The sequence below is a fragment of the Paenibacillus sp. 05T425 genome (assembly GCF_056396205.1).
This window is the reverse complement of record NZ_JBFTLA010000016.1, coordinates 42,515-63,376: the sequence shown is the minus strand read 5'-3', so window position 1 is coordinate 63,376 and position 20,862 is coordinate 42,515. Positions and strand designations below refer to the sequence as shown.

The 20,862-nt window shown below is 49.3% G+C and carries 20 protein-coding genes; 16 read left to right on the top strand and 4 right to left on the bottom strand.

Going from position 1 to position 20,862, the window contains the following annotated elements:
- Positions 1–51: 51 nt before the first annotated feature.
- Entirely contained in the window at positions 52–1,218 is a 1,167-nt protein-coding gene (locus AC1DF0_RS27460; protein WP_477576511.1) for a type I restriction enzyme HsdR N-terminal domain-containing protein, read from the bottom strand.
- Positions 1,219–1,397: 179 nt separating this feature from the next.
- Between AC1DF0_RS27460 and AC1DF0_RS27455 the strand changes: the two genes are divergently transcribed.
- The gene (locus tag AC1DF0_RS27455; protein WP_477576510.1) at positions 1,398–1,928 is read left to right on the top strand and encodes an RNA polymerase sigma factor; all 531 of its coding nucleotides are present in this window, start codon (positions 1,398–1,400) and stop codon (positions 1,926–1,928) included.
- Entirely contained in the window at positions 1,928–2,836 is a 909-nt protein-coding gene (locus AC1DF0_RS27450; protein WP_477576508.1) for a hypothetical protein, read from the top strand. Before AC1DF0_RS27455 ends, AC1DF0_RS27450 begins: the two co-directional genes overlap by 1 nt.
- A 54-nt stretch (positions 2,837–2,890) precedes the next feature.
- On the opposite strand, the gene tatC is transcribed toward AC1DF0_RS27450, so the two are convergent.
- Together tatC and AC1DF0_RS27440 are read right to left on the bottom strand one after the other, a co-directional pair.
- Positions 2,891–3,634 (bottom strand): twin-arginine translocase subunit TatC, encoded by a 744-nt coding sequence (gene tatC / locus AC1DF0_RS27445; protein WP_477576506.1) that lies wholly within the window; start codon positions 3,632–3,634, stop codon positions 2,891–2,893.
- Positions 3,635–3,650: 16 nt separating this feature from the next.
- Positions 3,651–3,896, bottom strand: coding sequence for a MerR family transcriptional regulator (locus AC1DF0_RS27440; RefSeq protein ID WP_442052306.1), 246 nt, complete (start codon positions 3,894–3,896; stop codon positions 3,651–3,653).
- A 347-nt stretch (positions 3,897–4,243) separates the two neighbouring features.
- On the opposite strand from AC1DF0_RS27440, the gene AC1DF0_RS27435 reads away from it, so the two are divergent.
- The 9 genes from AC1DF0_RS27435 (at position 4,244) to murQ (ending at position 12,981) form a co-directional block, all read left to right on the top strand.
- Positions 4,244–5,848, top strand: coding sequence for a flavin monoamine oxidase family protein (locus AC1DF0_RS27435; protein ID WP_477576504.1), 1,605 nt, complete (start codon positions 4,244–4,246; stop codon positions 5,846–5,848).
- A 61-nt stretch (positions 5,849–5,909) separates the two neighbouring features.
- On the top strand, positions 5,910–6,467 hold the full coding sequence (locus AC1DF0_RS27430) for a RidA family protein (RefSeq protein ID WP_477576502.1): 558 nt from the start codon (positions 5,910–5,912) through the stop codon (positions 6,465–6,467).
- Positions 6,468–6,519: 52 nt separating this feature from the next.
- Positions 6,520–6,720: a twin-arginine translocase TatA/TatE family subunit gene (locus AC1DF0_RS27425; RefSeq protein WP_442052303.1), complete on the top strand. Its 201-nt coding sequence runs from the start codon at positions 6,520–6,522 to the stop codon at positions 6,718–6,720.
- A 255-nt stretch (positions 6,721–6,975) separates the two neighbouring features.
- Positions 6,976–8,289: an ABC transporter substrate-binding protein gene (locus AC1DF0_RS27420; RefSeq protein ID WP_477576500.1), complete on the top strand. Its 1,314-nt coding sequence runs from the start codon at positions 6,976–6,978 to the stop codon at positions 8,287–8,289.
- A gap of 67 nt (positions 8,290–8,356) precedes the next feature.
- A complete protein-coding gene (locus AC1DF0_RS27415) occupies positions 8,357–9,256 on the top strand; it encodes a carbohydrate ABC transporter permease (RefSeq protein WP_442052301.1) in 900 nt (299 codons plus the stop codon).
- A gap of 15 nt (positions 9,257–9,271) precedes the next feature.
- On the top strand, positions 9,272–10,093 hold the full coding sequence (locus tag AC1DF0_RS27410; RefSeq protein ID WP_477576497.1) for a carbohydrate ABC transporter permease: 822 nt from the start codon (positions 9,272–9,274) through the stop codon (positions 10,091–10,093).
- A gap of 34 nt (positions 10,094–10,127) precedes the next feature.
- Positions 10,128–10,979 (top strand): MurR/RpiR family transcriptional regulator, encoded by an 852-nt coding sequence (locus AC1DF0_RS27405; protein ID WP_477576495.1) that lies wholly within the window; start codon positions 10,128–10,130, stop codon positions 10,977–10,979.
- A 24-nt stretch (positions 10,980–11,003) separates the two neighbouring features.
- Positions 11,004–11,987 carry an N-acetylglucosamine kinase gene (locus tag AC1DF0_RS27400; protein ID WP_477576493.1) on the top strand — a complete coding sequence of 328 codons (984 nt, stop codon included), beginning with the start codon at positions 11,004–11,006 and terminating at the stop codon, positions 11,985–11,987.
- A gap of 70 nt (positions 11,988–12,057) precedes the next feature.
- Positions 12,058–12,981 carry an N-acetylmuramic acid 6-phosphate etherase gene (gene murQ / locus AC1DF0_RS27395; RefSeq protein ID WP_477576491.1) on the top strand — a complete coding sequence of 308 codons (924 nt, stop codon included), beginning with the start codon at positions 12,058–12,060 and terminating at the stop codon, positions 12,979–12,981.
- A gap of 87 nt (positions 12,982–13,068) precedes the next feature.
- Here murQ and AC1DF0_RS27390 read toward each other — a convergent pair whose 3' ends face one another.
- Positions 13,069–13,698, bottom strand: coding sequence for a YfbR-like 5'-deoxynucleotidase (locus AC1DF0_RS27390; protein WP_442052296.1), 630 nt, complete (start codon positions 13,696–13,698; stop codon positions 13,069–13,071).
- 239 nt (positions 13,699–13,937) lie between these two features.
- On the opposite strand from AC1DF0_RS27390, the gene AC1DF0_RS27385 reads away from it, so the two are divergent.
- The 5 genes from AC1DF0_RS27385 to AC1DF0_RS27365 all read left to right on the top strand — a co-directional run bounded on the left by AC1DF0_RS27385 (position 13,938) and on the right by AC1DF0_RS27365 (position 20,827).
- On the top strand, positions 13,938–15,713 hold the full coding sequence (locus tag AC1DF0_RS27385; protein ID WP_477576489.1) for a sensor histidine kinase: 1,776 nt from the start codon (positions 13,938–13,940) through the stop codon (positions 15,711–15,713).
- Entirely contained in the window at positions 15,710–17,089 is a 1,380-nt protein-coding gene (locus tag AC1DF0_RS27380) for a response regulator (RefSeq protein ID WP_477576487.1), read from the top strand. The genes AC1DF0_RS27385 and AC1DF0_RS27380 overlap by 4 nt, the downstream gene beginning before the upstream one ends.
- 169 nt (positions 17,090–17,258) lie before the next feature.
- Entirely contained in the window at positions 17,259–18,962 is a 1,704-nt protein-coding gene (locus AC1DF0_RS27375; protein ID WP_442052293.1) for an extracellular solute-binding protein, read from the top strand.
- Between the two features lie 66 nt (positions 18,963–19,028).
- Positions 19,029–19,919, top strand: a complete 891-nt coding sequence (locus tag AC1DF0_RS27370; RefSeq protein WP_337103505.1) for an ABC transporter permease — start codon at positions 19,029–19,031, stop codon at positions 19,917–19,919.
- Between the two features lie 23 nt (positions 19,920–19,942).
- Positions 19,943–20,827 carry a carbohydrate ABC transporter permease gene (locus AC1DF0_RS27365; RefSeq protein WP_442052292.1) on the top strand — a complete coding sequence of 295 codons (885 nt, stop codon included), beginning with the start codon at positions 19,943–19,945 and terminating at the stop codon, positions 20,825–20,827.
- The last annotated feature ends 35 nt before the right edge of the window (positions 20,828–20,862 follow it).

The following is a 20,862-nucleotide window of genomic DNA, read 5'->3' as shown; positions in this document are numbered from 1 at the left end:
ATCATTTGGAGATAGGGAGAAAGAGCACCGGGTAGGATGCTCTTTCTTTTTTTATAAAGCTTCACTCTCCGAAAGCTCAGCCTGCTTATATACGCGAAATTGATCCCTAATAATCGCATATTTAATGAGACGTCCGAAAAACTGTCTAGTATCGGGGTCTTCCCAAGTAATGTTGCGGGTATGCGTCAGCTTGCCTAGATAGATCCTATTATTGTCGTCTACGAGCTCGGGTGCCATGCTCCTCACAAAGTCAATGACCTCACTCTGCTTCATTGCCCCTTTTTTGCCGAGTGTCAGCCTACCGTTATGATGAATCTCATAATAGTCGCCCGTTTCCGTTGCGTACTCCTCTAAGTTGAGCTGCAAGGAGTTGTGCTTCTTCTTGTAATCGTCAATCGCAACGATAAGGTAGCCGTACAACACCGCCAAGCTAATAATCTGATTGTTTTTATTGCTGTCTTCGATAATGAAATATCTGTAATCTCCCGTCCAATCGAACCCGGCGGCATTGCCGAATTTGGTAATTCGAATGCCTTTGTCCTCTTCAATCCAAACATCCCCGAGATACTGTCCGCCAATAGAAACCATGTAGTCCCAAAGAATTTCACATACGTTTATCGCGAAAGGAATGAAGGCATCGCTATTATTCTCGTGAATTAATCCTAACTGGAGCCATTCTTTTTTTCGTTTATTCTTATAAAGATCCGAATACTTCAGCCGCTGCCAAGGTTCTTTTTTTGGTTTTTTAAAAGAAAACTTCGATTTTTTAAGATCCTTGTACGTAGGCAGCTTGGCTAATAATTGATAATGACCGGTTAGTCTGCTCCTTGACTCTATAAATAAATCGATTCCGTTCGTGATCATCAGGGTATGCGCTTGAACGGTCTTATCGTAGTTTCGAGCTTGGTCATAGACATCATGGGTGAGATCCTCGTTCATTGATTTACATTCCACTATGAGAATGGGCTTCTGATCGGAATCGTATACAACGATGTCTGCCCTTCCGGCAGCTCCTTTTTTAAAATCGGTCATGGGCACTTCGGTATCTATACATGGAAGCGGGACTTGCATGGTATGGGTCAGAAGTATGATGGTTTTCTGACGCACATGTTCTTCGGGCGTAGCCGGAATAAGTATTTTTCTACAAGGATCAAGATAACAAGGTTGCCCGTTTCTTTGATAGGTGCGGGGTAAAGTGATGGAATCAAAGTTAAACATGATGAGAGCTTCTCCTTCAGGGGTTCTTGTGCTTTGTCTTCCAAGCTATTCAAGGAGTATTCCATAAGCTCAAGGGATTTTCCTGCTCTTAGTCAATCTATTGCCGTCCAAAAGGTTTATTTTGGGATTTAGGGAACTTTGGGCGCTTTAACTTGTCTAATAGGGTGGAGGTGAACGTGATGGAGTCGGAATACTTGAAATACATACAAGAAGTGGACAGTACGGAGCTATACAATCTGATGACGCAATACGGGGACGACGTGTGGAGATACGCTTATGCGATAACTAAAAATCATGAGCAGTCCAAAGATATCGCACAGGAAGTATTCATAAAAGTCCATTTGAAAATGTCTACATTCCGAGGGCAATCCTCTTTTAAAACATGGCTGTTTTCCATCGCTAGAAATATTGCGCTTAATGAGATGAGGTCCAGTTATTTTCGCAGGATGTTATTGTTCGAAAATGTGAGATCCACCCAGACAACTCAGTCTGCAGAGGTAACCTATATGGGGAATCAAGCGGCAGCAGACCTTCGAGAAATTATTATGAGCCTATCCCGAAAGCTGAGAGAGGTGCTTATTCTGAATTTGGAGCATGACTTGACGATTCAAGAAATGGCGGGCTTGCTCGAGATATCAGAAGGAACGGTAAAGTCCAGATTGAACAGGGCGCGCAAGGAAGTCCAGAAGAGATGGGAGGCGGCTAGATAATGAATCATGATAAACCGGATTGGTCGGCAATGGTTAAGGCGAGCTCCATTCCAAATGGGGTATTTACGGAGAATATGAAACAAACCGTCATGAGTCAGGTCCAGCAGGATCAGCGCAAGAAGATGAACAATCCTTTCTATTTTGTCATAATTCCGCTACTCGGCTTAATGATCTGTGTTACGATTCTTCCTCTCATTGACCGGTTACCAACAAACGCGATAATGGGCTCGGAAGCAGCCTCCGACCAAAACATCTTATTGGACTACGAGCCTACGAAGGATCTCAAATTCATTCCTGCAACGGATATGGGAGTGAGAGATTCGACCTTGCTGCGACTGCCGATAACATCTGTTCAAATCAAAGAAACGGTCATCATAGACGGCTTCGGCAAGTACTTGAATTATACGAAAGCGGAGGAGGGGGACACATCCTTCTTCGGATTTGAGCTTTCCAATCATTTCAGTTCTGCAAATGGCGAGTTTTACGAGATTGGTTATGGCGCAATGACGGAAGTGAACTTCCAAAAAAGTGACGCTTTTGGATTGGCTGACCTTCGAATGGACGGTAGATGCGGTCCTCAGAGGAAATGCACATATTGGATTTCCTTAGACCAAGATGTGGTCAAGGTATATTATCAAATGAATGCACCGACCATTTATGAGCAGGATTTAGACGGTGATGGAGTAACCGAGGCGATCATCGTTACTGATGGAACGCAGATTTATATTTACAAAAATATAGCGGGTCAAATCCAATCGGTAAATGTTCAATCCGCGCTTCAAACGAAATACGGAGATACAGTAACGTATGATCCCGTGAGCCAAGTTTTTCAGTTAACCAACGAGGATGAGACGAGACAGTATCGATATGCAGCGGGAGGGGATAAGCTCCGTCAGTTGGACAAATAACCGTATAAGATGTGAGCCCAGCAGCCATTAGGACTACTGGGCTTTTTTTGCAGCCTATGCTGCTGCGCCTAGCGTCGCGGACATTCGTTTGCGGTAGACGGCTCCAGACAACCAAACGCTGATCTCGAATAAGGCGAGGAGCGGAATCAGAAGGAGGAAGTCCGAGACGATGTCAGGCGGGGTCATCAGGTTGGAGCTGACGACCAAGATCAAATATGCGTAGCGGCGCGAGCGCTTGAGGCGATCCGGCGTGAGCAGGCCGATCCGCGTGAGGAACATGACGATGATCGGCAGCTCGAAGGCGGCGGCGATCGGGAGAACGATGTTCATCATAAACGCAAAGTATTCGGCGACGCCGTACGTTTCGGTCAGATTCAGATTCTCCGAGATGTTGTTAACGAAGGAGAAGCTCATCGGTAAGACGACAAAGTAGCCGAAGCAGCCTCCTACAAGGAAACAGATGACGCTGTACGGGATATAGCGGATCGTTGCTGCCCGTTCGTGAGGATATAACCCCTTCTTCACGAAGCTCCAGATGAGAGCAAGCGCAACGGGTAACGTTAGCGTTAAGGCGACGACCATGGCTATGATCATATAAATGCGCACGCCGTCGAAAGGAGAAAAGGTATTCCATTCCATCTGTGAAGCCGGGGGTGCGCTCTTAATCGCATCGAAAATGAAAGGCGCTGCGAAAAGTCCGAGAGCCGTGCATCCGGCGAATACAGCGGCAATGATAATGATCTGTTTGCGCAGCTGGCTTAAGTGCTCCAAGAAGGACATCAAAAACGGGTTTCCCATTATACCATTCTCCTCTCTATGTTTCGATGGAATGAGCGGTTTCGGTCATGAGCGCTTTGCGCAGCTCGAACGTATGAAAGCCGTCTCTTAGCTTTCGGTGAATCTCTTTTAATCGCTCAACGTCCTCGAACGAAAACTTCCTTGCCCCGCCAGAAGTACGATCCGGAAATACAAGCTGGCGGTCCTCGTAGTATCGGATCTGCCTCTCCGTCAAGCCTGTCAATTGTCTGACCATACCAATGCTCATCACTTTGTAACTCATTGCTTCGCCTCCTGGATCGATTCATAGAATACTAGAAGAGTGAATTATGCAATAGATTGATGATAGATAAGGTGACATCTACTTTCTTATGGAAGAGATTTTAGCAAGGCGACTCGTAAATGACAATGATCTCCATGAACTAGTAATTTGGTATTTGGTATTTATTAGGCTGTAAATCTAGGATAACCAGCCTATATTCGTAAAATTTATCGTAGTTTCACAATATGCCAAAAATGATTTATGTCAGACTTTCTAACACAAAAATAGAAAACTGCCAATCGTCCATGCTATCTTGTCGTTGTGTGGTGGACAAAGCACATCGATGCTGAAGAATGGAGTGGAGACGAATGGAGTCGAATAAAACGCCAAACGAGATGTCGAGGCGCCAGTTTCTGGGTACGGTAGGGAAGCTCGGGGGAGGCGCTGCGGTATTCAGCGTCATGGGCACGCTGGGGTTACTGTCGCCCGAGACGCTGAAAGCGGCGGATTACGAGCCGCCTGACAAAAACGCGCTGTCGATGAGCAACCGCGGAGGTAAAAAAATCGTCATTCTCGGGGCGGGCATCGCCGGCATGACGGCGGCCTACGAGCTTGGCCAAGCTGGATTCGATTGCACCATTCTGGAAGCCCGTGCGCGATCAGGAGGACGAATCTGGTCGGTGCGCCGCGGTACGACGGTTACTGAAATCGGAGGAACGAAGCAGGTTGCGAGGTTCTCCGACGGACTTTACTTGAACGGCGGTCCGATGCGAATACCGCAGTTCCACGTCACGATGGAATACATCCGCAAGTTCGGTATTCCGATCGAGCCGTTCAACAACGTTAATGACCATGCTTATTATTATAACGAGAACGTCGGGGAGCTCTCCGGCAAGAAGGTTCGTAAACGAGAGGCAAAGGCTGACGTGCGTGGATATGTAAGCGAGCTGATGGCGAAGGCCGTGAATCAGAACGCGCTGGACAAGCCGCTGACAGCCGACGAGAAGGAGAAGCTGGTTGCTTACCTTCGCTCGGAAGGTGGATTGGATGCCGATCTGTTCTATAAAGGTTCGTCGAGGGGCGGGTATAAGGATGAGCCTGGGGCTCGCTTGGATGCCGGCGTCATCCGCGATCCATTCAGCATGAAAGCGATCCTGAATTCCGGCTTCGGCAACTACCTGAGCAGCGAATACGGCTACGACCAACAAATGATGATGTTCCACCCGGTAGGCGGCATGGATGCCATTCCGAAGGCGTTCGAGAAACGGCTTCAAGGCAAGATTCGTTTTCATTCCGAAGTATCGGAGATCAAGCAAAGCGAGAAGGGTGTCACGGTTACGTACAAAAATTTGGCCACAGGCGGATACCAGAATGTAGAAGGCGACTACTGTATCTGTACGATTCCATTGCCGGTTCTGAAGAAAATTAAAGCGGACTTCTCGCCGGAGATGAAAAATGCGATCGATAGCATCAGTTATGCCTCTGCTGGTAAAATCGGCTTGCAATTCAAGCGTCGCTTCTGGGAGGAAGACGATCAGATTTACGGCGGCAACACGCTGACTAACATGGATATTTCSTCCATCTATTATCCTCCTACCGGCTATATGCAGAAGAAGKGGTTGTTACTCGGCTATTATGCGTTCGGCGGCAGCGCGGACAAGCTTGGTGCGATGTCGTACCAGGAGCGCGAGACGCATGCGCTGGCTCAGGGTGCAAAGATCCATCCCCAATATCACAAGGAATTCGAAGCGTCGTTCTCCATCGATTGGAAGAAGATCAAGTATAACGAAGGGGGCTGGGTAGGTTATTCCGGCGATCAACGGAATACTGTCTATCCTACGCTCTGCAAACCCGACCGCAGAGTGTACTTGGCCGGGGAACATATTAGTTACGTCACGGCATGGATGGCAGGCGGCATTGAGTCGGCTAGAGCAGTCGTTACCGACATCAGTCAACGAGTCATGAAGGAGTAGGGAAGGAAATCGCTAGGACAAGGCAATTATACCTATTAATAAGTTGGAGGGATTCATACCTATGGTGATCAAGCGCAATATCAAAGTATTGATCGGGACAGCGATTCTGTCCTGCTTCATCGGTGCATCCGTGTACGCAGCAACTGTAACGCCGAATAAATTCCCGTTAACTCCGATACACGAGCCCGAATTTTACGGCAGCCCCAGCTCGTCCATCGCAAGCGCGGTAGCGCTCCCTGCCAGCTCCGCGACGTTCTCCACGAGCGGTACGGTGCCGCCTCTGCTGAACAAGGATGGCAAAACCATTTACGAGCGTTACGGAAATACGGAGAAACAAGCGGAAGGCATCATGAAAAATATTGAGAAACAATTGCAGGATCAAGGACTGTCGCTGAAGGATGTCATCTATCTGCGTGTTTACGTCACGCCGGACGCGGCTCTGCAGGGCAAGTTCGATTATACAGGTTGGTTCAACGCATACGCGAAGTTTTTTAATACCAAAGAAAATCCGACAAAGCCGGCCCGTTCTACGGTAGGCGTCGCTGGACTTGTGAGCGCCGATTGGCTGATCGAGATCGAAGCGGTCGCCGCTTACCCGATACCGCATAACCAGGATTGACCGACGGGCAGTTGCCCGATCTAACCTAAGACGAGGAAGGGGAAACGATTATATGCTGCAAAATATTGGTTTACCGGGATTACTAATGATTTTGGTCGTCGTACTCATCATATTTGGACCTTCAAAACTGCCGGAGCTCGGCCGCGCAGTCGGTCGGACGCTGCATGAGTTCAAATCATCAGCGAAGGAGCTCGTCTCCGATACGAAGGACGATGTCATCGAAACGCCGAAGGAAGCTGCCGGCAAGGGCTGACGATAGAACCTTAATAGGATCTACCCGACCTCTCAAGGTCGGGTTTTCTGTTTTATTCATTTAATTCATACTTGACAGGTTGGTTAAGTGTGAATAAAATAAAGTTCATCAAGCGAGTTCATATTTTTTTGGCTCAATATGAAATAATGTTACATTAATAATAATAAAAAATGAAACATTATTACAAATGAACCCGCTGACCAGACCGCTGGAAGCAGTGCTTGAAGAAACTGAACCATAACGGAGGGAATGAAAATGAAGAATGCACTAATAATCGTATTCCTGGTTTCTATGCTCAGCGTGATTCTGGCGGGATGCGGAGGAACGGACARCAATAACGGCGCGTCACAGAATCAATCGGAACCGGCAAGTACGGAAGCCGTCCAAGAAAACACGGGCAGCAAGGAGAAATCTAAGCTGAACCTCGCCATCTGGGATGAGAAGCTGAAGGATACCGTCAATCAGGTAATTGAGATTTATAAGCAGGATCATCCCGAGGCGGATGTGCAAGTTACGATAACGCCAGTCAAGGATTATTGGACAAAGACGCAATCGAGTCTCGTCGGAGGCGAGGGTCCCGATCTGTTCATGATGAACGGACCGAACTTCAATAAATTCGCATCGCTCGGCTTGCTCTCAGACCTGCAACCGCTTATTGAGAAAAACGGAGTGGACACTTCGGTGTATCCGCAAGGCATCAATGAGCTGTATAAGCTCGACGGCCATGCTTATGGCATTCCGTTCTACCTCGGCTCTATCGGATTGTTCTATAACAAGGAGCTGTTCGATCAAGCAGGCGTTCCGTATCCGGATGAAAGCTGGACGTGGGATACGCTGAAGGAGAAAGCAGCCCTATTGACCGATAAAGCCGCTAATAAATACGGTTATATTGCGGTAAACGCGGATCAAATCGGCTATTATCCTCTCATCCATCAAGCGGGCGGCAGTGTGATCAGCGCCGATAAGAAGACGTCGGGACTGAATTCAGAGGGCACGATCAAGGCGATTCAATTCATGAAGGATTTGATGGATCAGGGCATTTCTCCTTCCGCGCAGCAGCAATTGGAGACGGAGGCATTGCAAATCTTCGGCTCTGGCAACGCGGCCATGTATCCGGGAGGTTCGTTCGATGCCTTTAATCTAAACAAGTTGCTCGGCGACAAGCTGGGGGTTACGGTTCTTCCAAGCGGAGAGCAGAGCGGTTTCTATGTGCATGGTTCCAGCTGGGTCATTAATAAGCAGTCCAAGCATCAGCAGGAGGCATGGAAACTGCTGAATCTGCTGACAGGCAAAGCGGGTCAGGAGCTTCTGGGGAAAAACGCAATCAACTTCCCGGCTTATACTGATTATGTCGATCTGTGGGCGCAGTCGATTCCATCCTTGGACATGAAAGCGTTCGTCGTATCTCTCCCGGATGCGGTAGCTTATCCGGTATCGCAGAACACGTCGGAATGGCAGAAGGTAATGGCGGCATCCATAACGGAAGCATTAACCGGGACTGTTCCGGTCGAAGAGGCTCTATCCAAAGCCGCACAGCAGATGAACGAAATATTGAGCAGAGATAAATAGCAATGAGATTAAAGAAACCGAAGGGAGCAGCTAAGCCCCTTCGGTTTCCGATCGGGTTGGTGAGCGGATGAAACGAAAATTGGAAATGAGATGGGCGTATCTGTTCATCGCGCCTGCGCTGCTTGGGCTGTCCTTGTTCCACTTGCTTCCGGCTGCTGCATCCCTTGTGCTGTCCTTCACGGAATGGAACGGATTAACAAAGCCGATCTTCGTAGGTTTGGATAATTTCACAGCGCTGTTTCGTGACACTGAGTTTATTCAGTCGATTCGAAATACCGTTTACTTTACTGTAATTAGCGTGCCGGTATCGATCGGACTGGCTACAGTAGCTTCGATACTGCTGAATCAGCGTATAAGGGGATTATCGCTCTACCGCACCCTTTATTTTGTCCCTGTTGTTACGATGTCAACAGCCGTGGGACTGATCTGGAAGTGGCTGCTTAATGCGGAGTTCGGTCCTGTCAATTACGTATTGGGACTGCTTCATCTGCCGCAGCCGAACTGGTTGTCCGATCCATCGATGACCATGTTGTCCATCGTCATCGTCTCGATTTGGTCGACGGTGGGTTACTATATGATTATTTTGATCGCTGGTCTGCAAGGCATATCCGCAACCTATTACGAAGCCGCCGAAATGGATGGAGCGTCGAAGTGGTATCAGTTGTTCCGCATCACGCTGCCGCTGCTGACGCCAAGTCTGTTTTTCGTCCTGCTGATCGCTTTAATAAACAGCTTGCAGCTGTTCGACTATGTATTCGTTATGACAGGCGGCACGACCGGTACTTCGGGACCGAATCCCATGCTGCTGAATTCGACCCGTTCTATTGTCTATACGATCTATGATCAAGGCTTCGTTCTATTCCGAATGGGTTATGCATCGGCGCAGGCTGTCGTTTTATTCACTGCTATCTTGGCTTTCACGTTGGTACAGTTCGCGCTACAGAAAAAATGGGTTCACTATCAATAGAAAGGAGGCGACAAGATGAACCGAATGGCAAGCAAGGTCACGATCCATATCATTCTGATCGCAGGCGCATTCCTCATGTTTGTTCCGTTCTTATGGATGCTTGACACCGCATTGAAGACGTTCGAGGAGTCGATGCTGACGCCTCCGAAGCTGTTGCCGGATGTGATCCAGTGGTCTAACTTTGCGGAGGTATTCGCGAAAACCGATTATATCCGTTATTATTTCAATACAATCGTCGTGGCGCTGTCCAAGACAGTAGGGCAGTTGTTCTTCTGCTCGCTTGCGGCATTCGCGTTTGCGACAATGTCCTTCCCAGGTAAGAACACGTTGTTTTTCATTATCCTCTCCAATATGATGGTGCCGAGCCAGATTGTCATTATTCCTACATTTGTATTGATGAAGGAGCTTGGATGGCTGGATTCGTATAATGCCCTTATTGTTCAGGGGCTTGCGAGCGCGTTCGGGATTTTTCTGCTTCGTCAGTTTTTCCTATCTATTCCTCGGGAGCTGGGCGAAGCGGCTCAGATTGACGGCAGCTCTTATTTCCGAATCTATTGGAGTCTGTATCTGCCGCTGTCTCGTTCCGGGCTCGTGGCGCTGGCAATCTTCGTGCTGATTGCGTCTTGGAATGACTTCATTTGGCCGCTCATCCTGACGAATTCTGACGAGATGCGTGTATTGTCGCTGGCGKTAGCTAGCTTCGTTGGTGAATTTTCAACCGAATACCCGCTTATGATGGCGGCAGCCTTCATGGCTCTATTGCCCCTTGTTGTTCTTTTTTTGCTTCTGCAACGTTTTTTCATAGAGGGGATTGCGCTTACGGGTATGAAAAGCTAATGATATTAGGAAGAGGAAAGGCGGTGGTAGCAGAGTGACGCTAAAAGGGATATTAATGAGCATAGAAGGCGCTTACGATTCCTTATCTTCGATGGAAAAGCAGGCAGCCAAATATATACTGGATCATCCGAACGAGGTTGTTAATATTTCCGTCCAGAGTTTGGCGCAGAAGACAAAGGTCGGGGAAGCGACTATTGTCAGGCTGTCCCGCTCGTTGAAATGCAAGGGATTCAAGGAATTGAAGCTGCGCATTGCGGCTGATTTGGCTCTTTCCGATACGAAGCAGGAGGAATACCAGCAGTTTCAAGTTGGTAGCTCGACGGAGGAGCTTATCTCCTCGGTGAGCGGCAGTAATCTGAAGTCCGTACAGGATTCGCTTACGGTGCTATCGCCGGAAGCTGTCGACCAAGCTGTTGGGAAGCTGCTGCAGGCGCGAAAGATCGGGGTGTTCGGCATCGGTCCGACTGCGCTGGTAGCGGAGGACTTTCAACTTAAAGCCTCGCGCATTAACAAATGGTGCGAGCTTGGAGCAAGCGGAGATATCCAGGCGATTATTGCCGCCAATCTGACAGACCAAGATGTCGTGCTTGGCATATCGCATTCCGGTCGTACGGAAGAGGTGCTGTATGCGCTTCAGGTCGCCAAGGCGAACGGCGCGGCAGTGATATCCTTAACCCAATTCGGTAATAGTCCGATTGCCGATATGTCGGATATAACGCTCTTCACGAGCACGATCGATCAGAATTTTCGGAACGGAGCGATGGCTTCCCGTATCGCCCAATTAAACGTTATCGATATTTTGTATGTCGGCATGGTTGCGGGCAGCTATGAGGAAAGTATTGCCTCGCTAGACCGTACGAAGCATGCTGTAAGGCGGAAGAAATAATGTAAGGCAAAGAGGTGCAAGAGCATGACAAGACCGGAGCAGAGTCTATATATTGGCATTGACGGCGGCGGCTCTAAGACTCTATGCGTCGTCGGGGACGGTACAGGTCAAGTAAGACATGTGGGTTATGGCGGGGCTACCAACGTCAAATCAAGCACCTGTGCAGAGACGGAGGCTATACTGCTTCAATTGCTAGAGGAGACGCTGACCCGCTGCGGCGCCTCAATGATGGATGTGGCAGGTCTATCACTTTGCTTAGCGGGCGGACACCGTCCGAGCGACAAAGCCGCTATGAAGCAATTCATGACTCCCTACTTCTCCCGTGAAACTCGAATCGTTGTGCAGAGCGACGCCGCTGCCGCATGGGCTGCCGGTACTTGGGGACAGCCCGGTATTGTATTGATAGCCGGAACCGGCTCTATCGCCTATGGCCGTCTCTCCCCTGAAAGCAGCGAGGAGAGAGCGGGAGGATGGGGATATTTGCTCGGCGATGAAGGCAGTGGTTTCGAGCTGTCGCGGAAGGCGCTGCAGGCCGTCATGCGTCATTATGATGGGCGCGGTCCGGCAACGTCCATGACTGAAGCTGTGCTGGCAAGGCTTGAACTGGATCAACCAGAGGCGCTAATTGATTGGCTTTATGGCCATCCTGCCATGCGCCGAGAGCTGGCGGCACTGTCCGATATCGTTATCCATGCGGCGATGAAAGGCGATTCCGTAGCCGAGACAATCGTTGCTGAAGCCGCCTACGAGCTTAGAGAGCTGGTCCGTGCCGTTCGAAAGAGGCTGGGGGATGAAAGACTTCCTGTTATCGCGGCAGGAGGTTTGTTCTCGGCCCCCTATTTCTATTCCGCATTCATAGCGGCCTTGCAGCAGCGTGATAAGGAGGCAGGAGAGTGCCGTCTGCTGACGCTCCCGCCCGCCGTTGGCGCCTATTATTTGGCGCTGCATGAAGCGGGACTTGCTAGCCCGGCAACCGGGAAGATTATTGAAAGCTCGCTGAGGCTGTAGCTTCATTTCATAGCGTGGATGGCGTATTTTCTATTGAACTTAAGCTGGCCTAACAGTAGGAGGAGTCAAGATGCAGCAAGAAACGTCATCGTTATTGACTGAGCAGAGCAACGGCAGATCCCGGCACCTGGATCAGCTGCCCGTAGGCGAGATTATCCGCCTCATGAACGAGGAGGATCAGACCGTAGCTTTGCGAGTGAAAGAGGCGCTTCCTCATATTGAGAGAGCGATTGAGCAAATTGTTGCGAGACTAGAGAGTGGCGGAAAGCTATATTATTTCGGGGCAGGTTCTAGCGGCCGCATCGGCAGTTTGGATGCAACGGAGTGTCCTCCGACGTTCGGCGTTGACAGGGAGCTGTTCAATGCTGTCATCGCAGGCGGTCAAGAGGCCATGTTCCAGGCGGTTGAAGACGCCGAGGATGATGTGGAGGTCGGTAAGCTTGATGCCAGGGAGAGGCTTTCGGACAAGGATGTGTTCGTCGGATTGGCCGCAAGCGGAACGACGCCGTACGTGCTGGGCGCGATTAGGGAAGCAAAACGAATAGGTGCGCTGACGGTGGCAATTGTATGCAACGTAGGAACGCCGCTCGGAGAGGAAGCCGATTATCCGATCGAAATACAAGTCGGACCGGAAATCATTGCGGGCTCTACCAGGCTCAAGGCAGGCACAAGCCAGAAGCTGGTCGTCAATATGATTTCCTCGACGGTGATGATTCGTTTAGGAAAGGTATATCGCAATCTGATGGTCAATGTACAGGCGACCAACGAGAAATTGCGAAATCGTGTCGTAAATATGGTGATGCAAGCGATCGAAGTAGACGAAGGGACGGCTCAAGGGCTAGTTCAACAGGCAAACGGCGATGCGCGCATCGCGATTCTAATGCATAAATTCGGACTCCCGCCCGAAGAGATCGACGAACGATTAACGGCATGTAATGGCCATTTTGGCCATACGCTGCAACAGCTAGAACAGCAATATCGCTTGCTTCCATAAAGAATAGCTCCCGTCAAGGCTTCTCGCTGGTGGAGATGGGAGCGAATCATACGGACAACGCGAAGATCGTCATCGTTCGCGGTAAGGTTAAGCCCCCAAAGCCTCATTCGTAATTTTCTTAATATCAATAGGAGAATGAGAGCTTTCGTTAACAATATCCGGCAAGATATGCTCCAAGAAGTAATCCACGCAATGCAGCTTTATTTTTTTAATCTTAATAAGCGCTTCGCGATACATGATAACAAATTCTTTCTCGGTGTTTCCTCGTTGCAATTCAGTCAGAGCTTCGTACACTTGATCGAGCTTATCGGCCACTTCAAGAATGAGCCCTTCGACGGAGTCGTCCTTGCCTTCGCGCAGCTGTCTAAAGAAGATCGGCTTGAACTCCTCCGGAATATTTTCCTCAATAAAGAGTGCAATCATACCTTCCTCTACCTGCTGCAGCATGCCGCGAAGTTCCAGCGAAGAATGCTTGACGGGCGTTTTGATATCCCCGATAAAGATTTCGCCATAGTCATGGCTGCTCGTAATTTCGTAAAGCTTCTTCCAGTCGATCGCCACGCCATTGCTTTCCTCGATGTCGGCGAGCGTCTTGGCGTATTGGACAACCTTCCAAGAATGAGCGGATACGCTGTGCTCTTCGAATTTAAATTTCCCTGGACAACGAATAATACGCTCGAGATCGTTAAGAGATTGAAAATACGTATGAATTCCCACGACATATCATTCCTTTTCCATATATAATGTGCGGCATTACGGTCAGTATAGTGCTCATTTGTTAATGGGCGATTAATTGCAATCAGGAAATATATGAAAACTACATGTATTAAAAATTGTCCCCCTCATTCCGTATGATTTTCATACCTCATCCACATCGTTTCAAGCTATGATATCATTAGCGGGTATTGTACCCATTCAGCATGATTCGTACAGGAAAGGGTGGTATTTCCACACTTATGCGAATGAAACGATTAAACAATGTAACGTTCAAAAACAGAATTATTTTTATCTTTTTGATAAGCAGTTTAACCCCATTCATCTGTTTGGGTTTCATATCGTTTTACACGATCGATTCCATCATCGGCAATAAGGTGGAGAGCGCGCTGCAGAGCAATCTGAAGCAGGACCTGCTGACGCTGGAGAATGCGCTCAACAATCTCAATCACGTATCGCAGCAGTTTGCTTATGGCGGAGGCACGATTAAGCGGCTTGAAGAACTCGAGACGGTACAGGAGCCCTACGAGAAGCTGCGATTGAACAATGAAATTCGGAGCGAATTGAACAATATTACGTTTTCGAATCCGAATATCGGCTTGCTGATGTATTACGATGCCGAGAATAATGAGTACGACTTCGAGAACTTCCGCGTTCGCGGCGATTTCCAGCCGGATAAGCTGCCGATCTTGGCTCAATATTCGGAGATCACGTATTATGGTCCTCACATCAGCCACAACGGCTCGATTAATCAATATGTGTTCAGTATTATGCGTAAGGTTAATTTGCCGGATAAAGATATGTATTTATACATTGAGTCAGGCCGCAATGCGCTCACTTCGCTCTTCGCTCCGCAGAATCGGAAGGAAAGCTCGCGTAGATTGCTGCTGCTTGATCCAACGGGAAAGATTGCATTCAGCGAAGTATCGGACTCTTTTGCCGTGCAGCGTCTATTCCCGGAGACGGATCCGAATGTGTTATCCGGCTATTCCGGCGGTTATTTTTGGAACAAGGAAGTAAGTAATCAGGGGTGGAGCATCGTATCCGTCGTTCCGGAGAAGGAGCTCAATCAGGAGCGTAACCGGTGGCTTCTTCAAATATCGGGCATTTTCTTCTTGTTCATTATTGTGGCTTTGTTCTTCGCTTGGCTGCTGTGGAAGATGGTCTATCGGCCGCTCGATAAGTTCCACCGGGAGATTAAGTCGCTCATTCATTCGAATGAGGGCGAGCATAAGGAGCAGACCTATATCCCGGAATTCGATTATTTGCTATACCAGACGCGCAGCATGAAACGGAAGATCTGGGCGCTCTACGAGGAAGTGGAGCAGAAGGAGAAGCGTAGAGCCGACCTGGAAGTGGAGAAGCTATTGTATCAAATTAATCCGCATTTCTTGATGAATACGCTCGATACGGTTCACTGGCTTGCCGTCATGAATGGTCAGAAGGATATCGACAAGCTGGTGCTCAGCCTGAACAAGCTGCTCTATTACAATCTCGGCAAAATGGGGGAGACGTCCACAATCGGCAACGAGATTGATGCGCTTAAGGAATATTTGCAGCTGCAGCAAATTCGTTACGACTTCCAGTTCGATGTCGATATCGACGTGGACGAGAAGAGCTTAGGGCTGCCGAGCCCTCGTTTCCTGCTGCAGCCGATGGTGGAGAACGCCCTCTATCATGGTGTAAGCGACGACGGTTATATCTATGTCGGAGTGATGCTGCAGGAGGACGGTCTTCTCATTACGATTCAAGATAACGGAGCGGGCATGACGAAAGAGATGATTGATCAACTCATGGACGACGATACAGAGGAAAGCGATAAGGTTGGAATGGGAATCGGAATGAAATACGTAAAGCGGATTCTAAAGGCTAATTACGGCAGTGAGTCCAAGCTTCAGATAAAKAGCGAGCAGGGTAAAGGAACAATCGTTTCCGTACGTCTACCCTTGCCTGCCGCCGATTCTGAGTCACTTGCCGCCATAGCAGCATCAGCACCAGGAGGTGAGCACCCCTTATGATCCGATTATTAATCGTGGACGATGACAAGCTTGTGCGTAAAGGCATTATCTCCTCGATGCCATGGCAGGATTTCGGCATGGAGATCGTAGGCGAGGCGAATAACGGAGAGAACGCGCTTAAGTTTATGGAGATGAATCCCATTGATCTGTTGATGACGGACTTGTCCATGCCGGTTATGTCCGGTATCGAGCTCATGCGAATCGTTCGGGAGAGATTCCCTTCGGTGCAGATCGTCGTGTTGTCGCTGCATCAGGATTTTGAATATATACAGGAGGCGCTGCGCCTAGGAGCCATTGACTATATAGCGAAAACCCAGCTTGAGCAAGAGCAGTTCGAGGAAGTGCTCGGCAGGATCGTCAAGCTGATGGAACGCAAGGATGGATTGAAAGTTGCTGCCGAGCATCAGGTGGACATGGCGACGCCAGCAGGCGGTCATCTATATGTGTATTATGCGCTAAGCGCAGGCACGGAGGAACTATCGGCGGATCAAGCGATTACTAGCAACGCGGCGGAGGCAGGCCCTGGCATTTGGTATACCTCGGAACCGCTGCCGCGGGCAACTATGCCTAATGCGAATATGGTCAGCATTCAATTCAGCGGTCTGGAAGGTATAGACCATAAGTCCATCATGCAAATGATTAGGGGATATGCCAAAAAGGATCTTTTCTACGATTATGAGCCCGAGAATGGCTTGCTCCATATCGATGCGGCGATCTATATGAATGGGGACAAGGCAACGAGCGGTATTCCACTCGATCAGATGAAGGAAAAGTGGGGAGCGGCGGATTGGATTTATGACGATGCAGTGTTCAGGTCGCAGCTATCCGAGCTGAAGGAGCTGAAGATGCCTCCGGTTCGCCTGGCCCGTATTTTCTACTCCTTATCTGACGAATGGAACAGGCTGTATCAAGCGATTTTGGCGGAACCGATCGCCATCGAGGATTTTTTCCCGAGCTGGTTCAGCTTCGAGAGGTGGCTTGCGGAGGTGCGGGAGCGGATCAGCCGTGCGGGCGCAAAGCCGTTATTCTCTCCGGAAATCCAGAACAGCATCGTGAAGGCGATGAATCTCGCGCAGCAGAACATTGGCGAACCGATCTCGTCTTCGGAGATCGCCCAGATGGTGAATATGAGCGGAAGCTACTTCAGCCAATGCTTCAAGCAGTACGTGGGTCAGACGTACACCGATTATGTGCGGGAAATCCGCATGGAGCGGGCGAAGGAATATTTGCGGAGCACGAACAAGACGATTCAGTGGATCGCCGAACAGATCGGATACAGCGACGAGAAATATTTCAGCCGTCTGTTCCGCGAGCATGCCGGCGTATTGCCAAGCGAGTATAGGCAAATGCCCGAGAACCAAAGAATGAAACTATAGAGGGTAGATAACGTGCGAAAAGAGGATAGACATTTTTCGCGCGTTTCTTTATGCGGTAATGAAAATTTCTACCCTGATTGCGGAATGCTCTCTATCTCGAGGCCGAACGTACCCGTGCTATATTGAGTTTGTCGAAGGAAACAATGACGATTACCAAAGGGGGATTCACATGAAGAAAGCCATATTAACGATTTTGGCTATGATGACCGTGACGGCTAGCGTAGCCGCGTGCAGCGGAAATAACAACAAGCCGGACGCAGCGACGGATGCGCCGGCAAATAACGGAGGAGCGACTAACGCACCGGTCACGGAAGAGGTCATCGATCCGTTCGCGAAGTTCGATGAGGTGACCGAGGTTTCCATCGGCCGCGCGATTGACCCGAACTATAAGTTCGACGGCAGCGATACGTCGGAGGACAACGTCTACACACGCTGGCTGAAAGATAAATACAACATCGTCGTGAAGCATGCATGGGAATCGGCTGCAGGCAACGACTATCAACAGAAAGTGAGCCTCGCAATCTCCAGTAACGACTTGCCTGACGCGATGGTCGTTAACGAAACGCAGCTTCGCCAAATGGTCAAAGCGGGCCAATTGGCTGATCTTAACGAAGTATACGGCAAGTATGCAAGCTCGGAGCTGAAAGCGGTTTACGACTCCAATCCGGGTCTGCTGGACAGCGTAACGTTCGACGGCAAGCTGTACGCATTGCCTGAGACAACGCTGCCTTCCGCGCCGCTCACTTGGATTCGCAAAGACTGGCTCGACAGTCTGAAGCTTGAAGCGCCGAAGTCGCTCGAAGATCTTGGCAACATCGCCAAAGCGTTCATCGACAACAAGATGGGCGGAGAGAACACGGTAGGTATCGTCGGTACGCAGCAAGGCGGTTCGCTATCTTCCAACTTCCTTAATTCGACCGACCATTGGTATAACTTCTCCCCGTTGTTCTTCGCCAATGATGCGTATCCAGGTATCTGGGTGAAGGATAAGGACGGCAATGCGGTATACGGCTCGACGACGGAAGAAACGAAAAAAGCGCTCGGCATGATGAAGGACTGGTACGCAAACGGCATTTTGGACAAAGAGCTTGGCATTCGTAAATCGACGGCCGAGGTTGTGGCAAGCGGCCAAACCGGCATTTTCTTCGGCCCATGGTGGTCGGCCTACAACTTGACGGATTCGATGGCTAATGATCCGAAAGCGAACTGGAGACCTTATGCGGCTCCGCTTAACGAAGCAGGTAAGTTCAACTCTAACCAAGCGACAGGCAGCAACTACATTGTTGTCAGCAAAAACGCTAAGCACCCAGAAGCTGTTATCAAAATGCTGACGCTTCACAAGTGGGGCAAGGACGAAGAATTCAAGACGCTGACGGAAGGCAAAGAAATGACGTCCCAACAGGTGCCGTTGTTCCTGATCCTTGGCGCGGGCGATCAATTGGAATACGCGGTTAATAACCTTCGCAAGTTCTTGAAAGATGAAATCAAGCTTGAGGATTTCGACAATGTCAACTACGGATGGGCTTTTGAAATGGCTAATCACGCCAAAGCCGTTAAGCTTGATCCGGTAGACAATTACGATATCCAGTACTTCGATCAGAAGACGGATGCCGGCTTCTTCAATCACATCTATGCGCATCTGAACGGCGGCTCGACGTTTGTAGACGCGGATATCAACTGGGTACGCAGTATTGCGACAGCACAGACCAAAACGATGGAATCCAGATGGACGAATCTGAAGAAGCTTGAAGACGAGACGTTCCTCAAAATCATTATGGGCAGTGCCGATCTGAGCGCATTCGATGAGTTCGTAGCGAAGTGGAAAGATCAAGGCGGCGACAAAGTTACGGAAGAAGTTAATGAATTGAAATAGGTGACTGGAATAAGACGGGCGCTCGTCGCCCGTCTTTATCTTTCAAATAAGGGAAGTGGAGAGAGAATGTTACACAGAAGCTTTGCCAAACATTTCTATATCATGCTGATTCCCGGACTCTTGTGGTTAATCTTCTTCAATCTCTATCCCATGTACGGCGTCTTAACGGCGTTCAAAGAGTTCAATCCCGGCATGGGCATTTGGAAGTCGCCATGGGTCGGGTTGGAAAACTTCAAGTATATGTTCGAGCTGGATGACAGCAAGCTGATCTTCCGGAATACGGTCGTTATCGCGTTCGCGAAGATGGTCGGCAACCTGATCGTTCCGCTTGTTTTTGCGCTGATGCTGAACGAAGTGAAAAACCGCTTGTTGACGCGTACGGTTCAGACGATCGTTTATCTGCCGCACTTCTTGTCGTGGGTAATCGTAGCGGGCATGATGCTCGATATATTCTCTTACTCGGGTCCCATTAATCAGCTCCTGAGCGCTATCGGGATCGAGCCGATCTTGTTTTTCGCGGACGCGAAGATCTTCCCGGCGCTCGTCGTCGGAAGCGACGTGTGGAAGGAATTCGGCTTCAACGCCATCATCTTCTTCGCTGCGCTTACTTCTATTAATCCCGAGATGTACGAAGCGGCAGCCATTGACGGCGCATCGCAGTGGAAGCGGCTTACGAAAATTACGATTCCGAGCATTCTCCCCGTAGCTGCTTTGCTGGCTACGCTCAGCCTAGGTAATATTTTGAACGCGGGCTTCGATCAAATCTTCAATATGTACAATCCATCGGTCTACTCGACGGGAGATATTGTGGATACGTGGGTGTTCCGGGCAGGTCTCATCGACTTCCAGCACGGTCTCGCTACGGCGGTAGGGCTATTGAAATCGGTTGTCGGACTTATTCTTATCTCGGTTTCGTATACGCTGGCTTACCGGTTCGCGAATTATCGAATATTTTAAACTACAGGCAGGAGTGAAGAGACATGATAACCGAACGTTCGGTGTTTTCCAGGTTGTTTAACGGCCTGAACCTCATATTGCTTATTATCCTCATGCTGCTGTGCCTGCTTCCGATATGGTACACCTTATCGATATCGCTGAGCGATAAGGCGGCAGCGTCGGCGGGACAAGTGTTCTTGTGGCCGAAAGGCTTTACGTGGGGCTCCTATATGACCATTATGGAAGACGGACAATTTTTCAAATCGTTTTTCACTTCGGTGAAAAGGGTTGTGTACGGCACGGCTATCGCATTCTTCGTTATCTTATTGATGGCTTATCCGCTGTCGAAGACGCCGAAGGAGTTTAGGCCAAGAAATATTATCATGTGGCTGCTCGTCTTCGCGATGCTCTTCAATGGCGGTTTGGTACCATGGTATTTGACGATGCAAACGCTTGGCATGACGAATAACATTTGGGGACTCGTGCTTGGCGGCGGCCTGCCCGTCTTCAACGTTATCCTCGTGATGAACTATTTGCGCAATATGCCGAAGGAAATGGAAGAGTCGGCGATGATCGACGGTGCCGGACCTTGGCGCATCTTGTTCAGCATCTGCCTGCCTCTATCCGTACCGGTGCTGGCTACTATTATGGTGTTTACGATCGTATACCATTGGAACGAGTTTTTCCAGGCGCTTGTCCTTATGAATAAATCCGAGCATTATCCGCTGCAATCGTATATTCGGCAAGTGGCTGTCGTGATCGATCCGACGAGGATGGATGAAGAATCGGTTAAGCGGATGTCGGTGTTGTCCAACCAGACGCTTAATGCGGCGAAAATCTTTATTTCCATGCTGCCGCTGCTCGTTATTTATCCGTTTCTGCAAAAGTATTTCGTCAAAGGAATCACCCTGGGCTCTGTCAAAGGGTAATGGCTTCGACTGCAAATGCCATTTGGAGATGACAT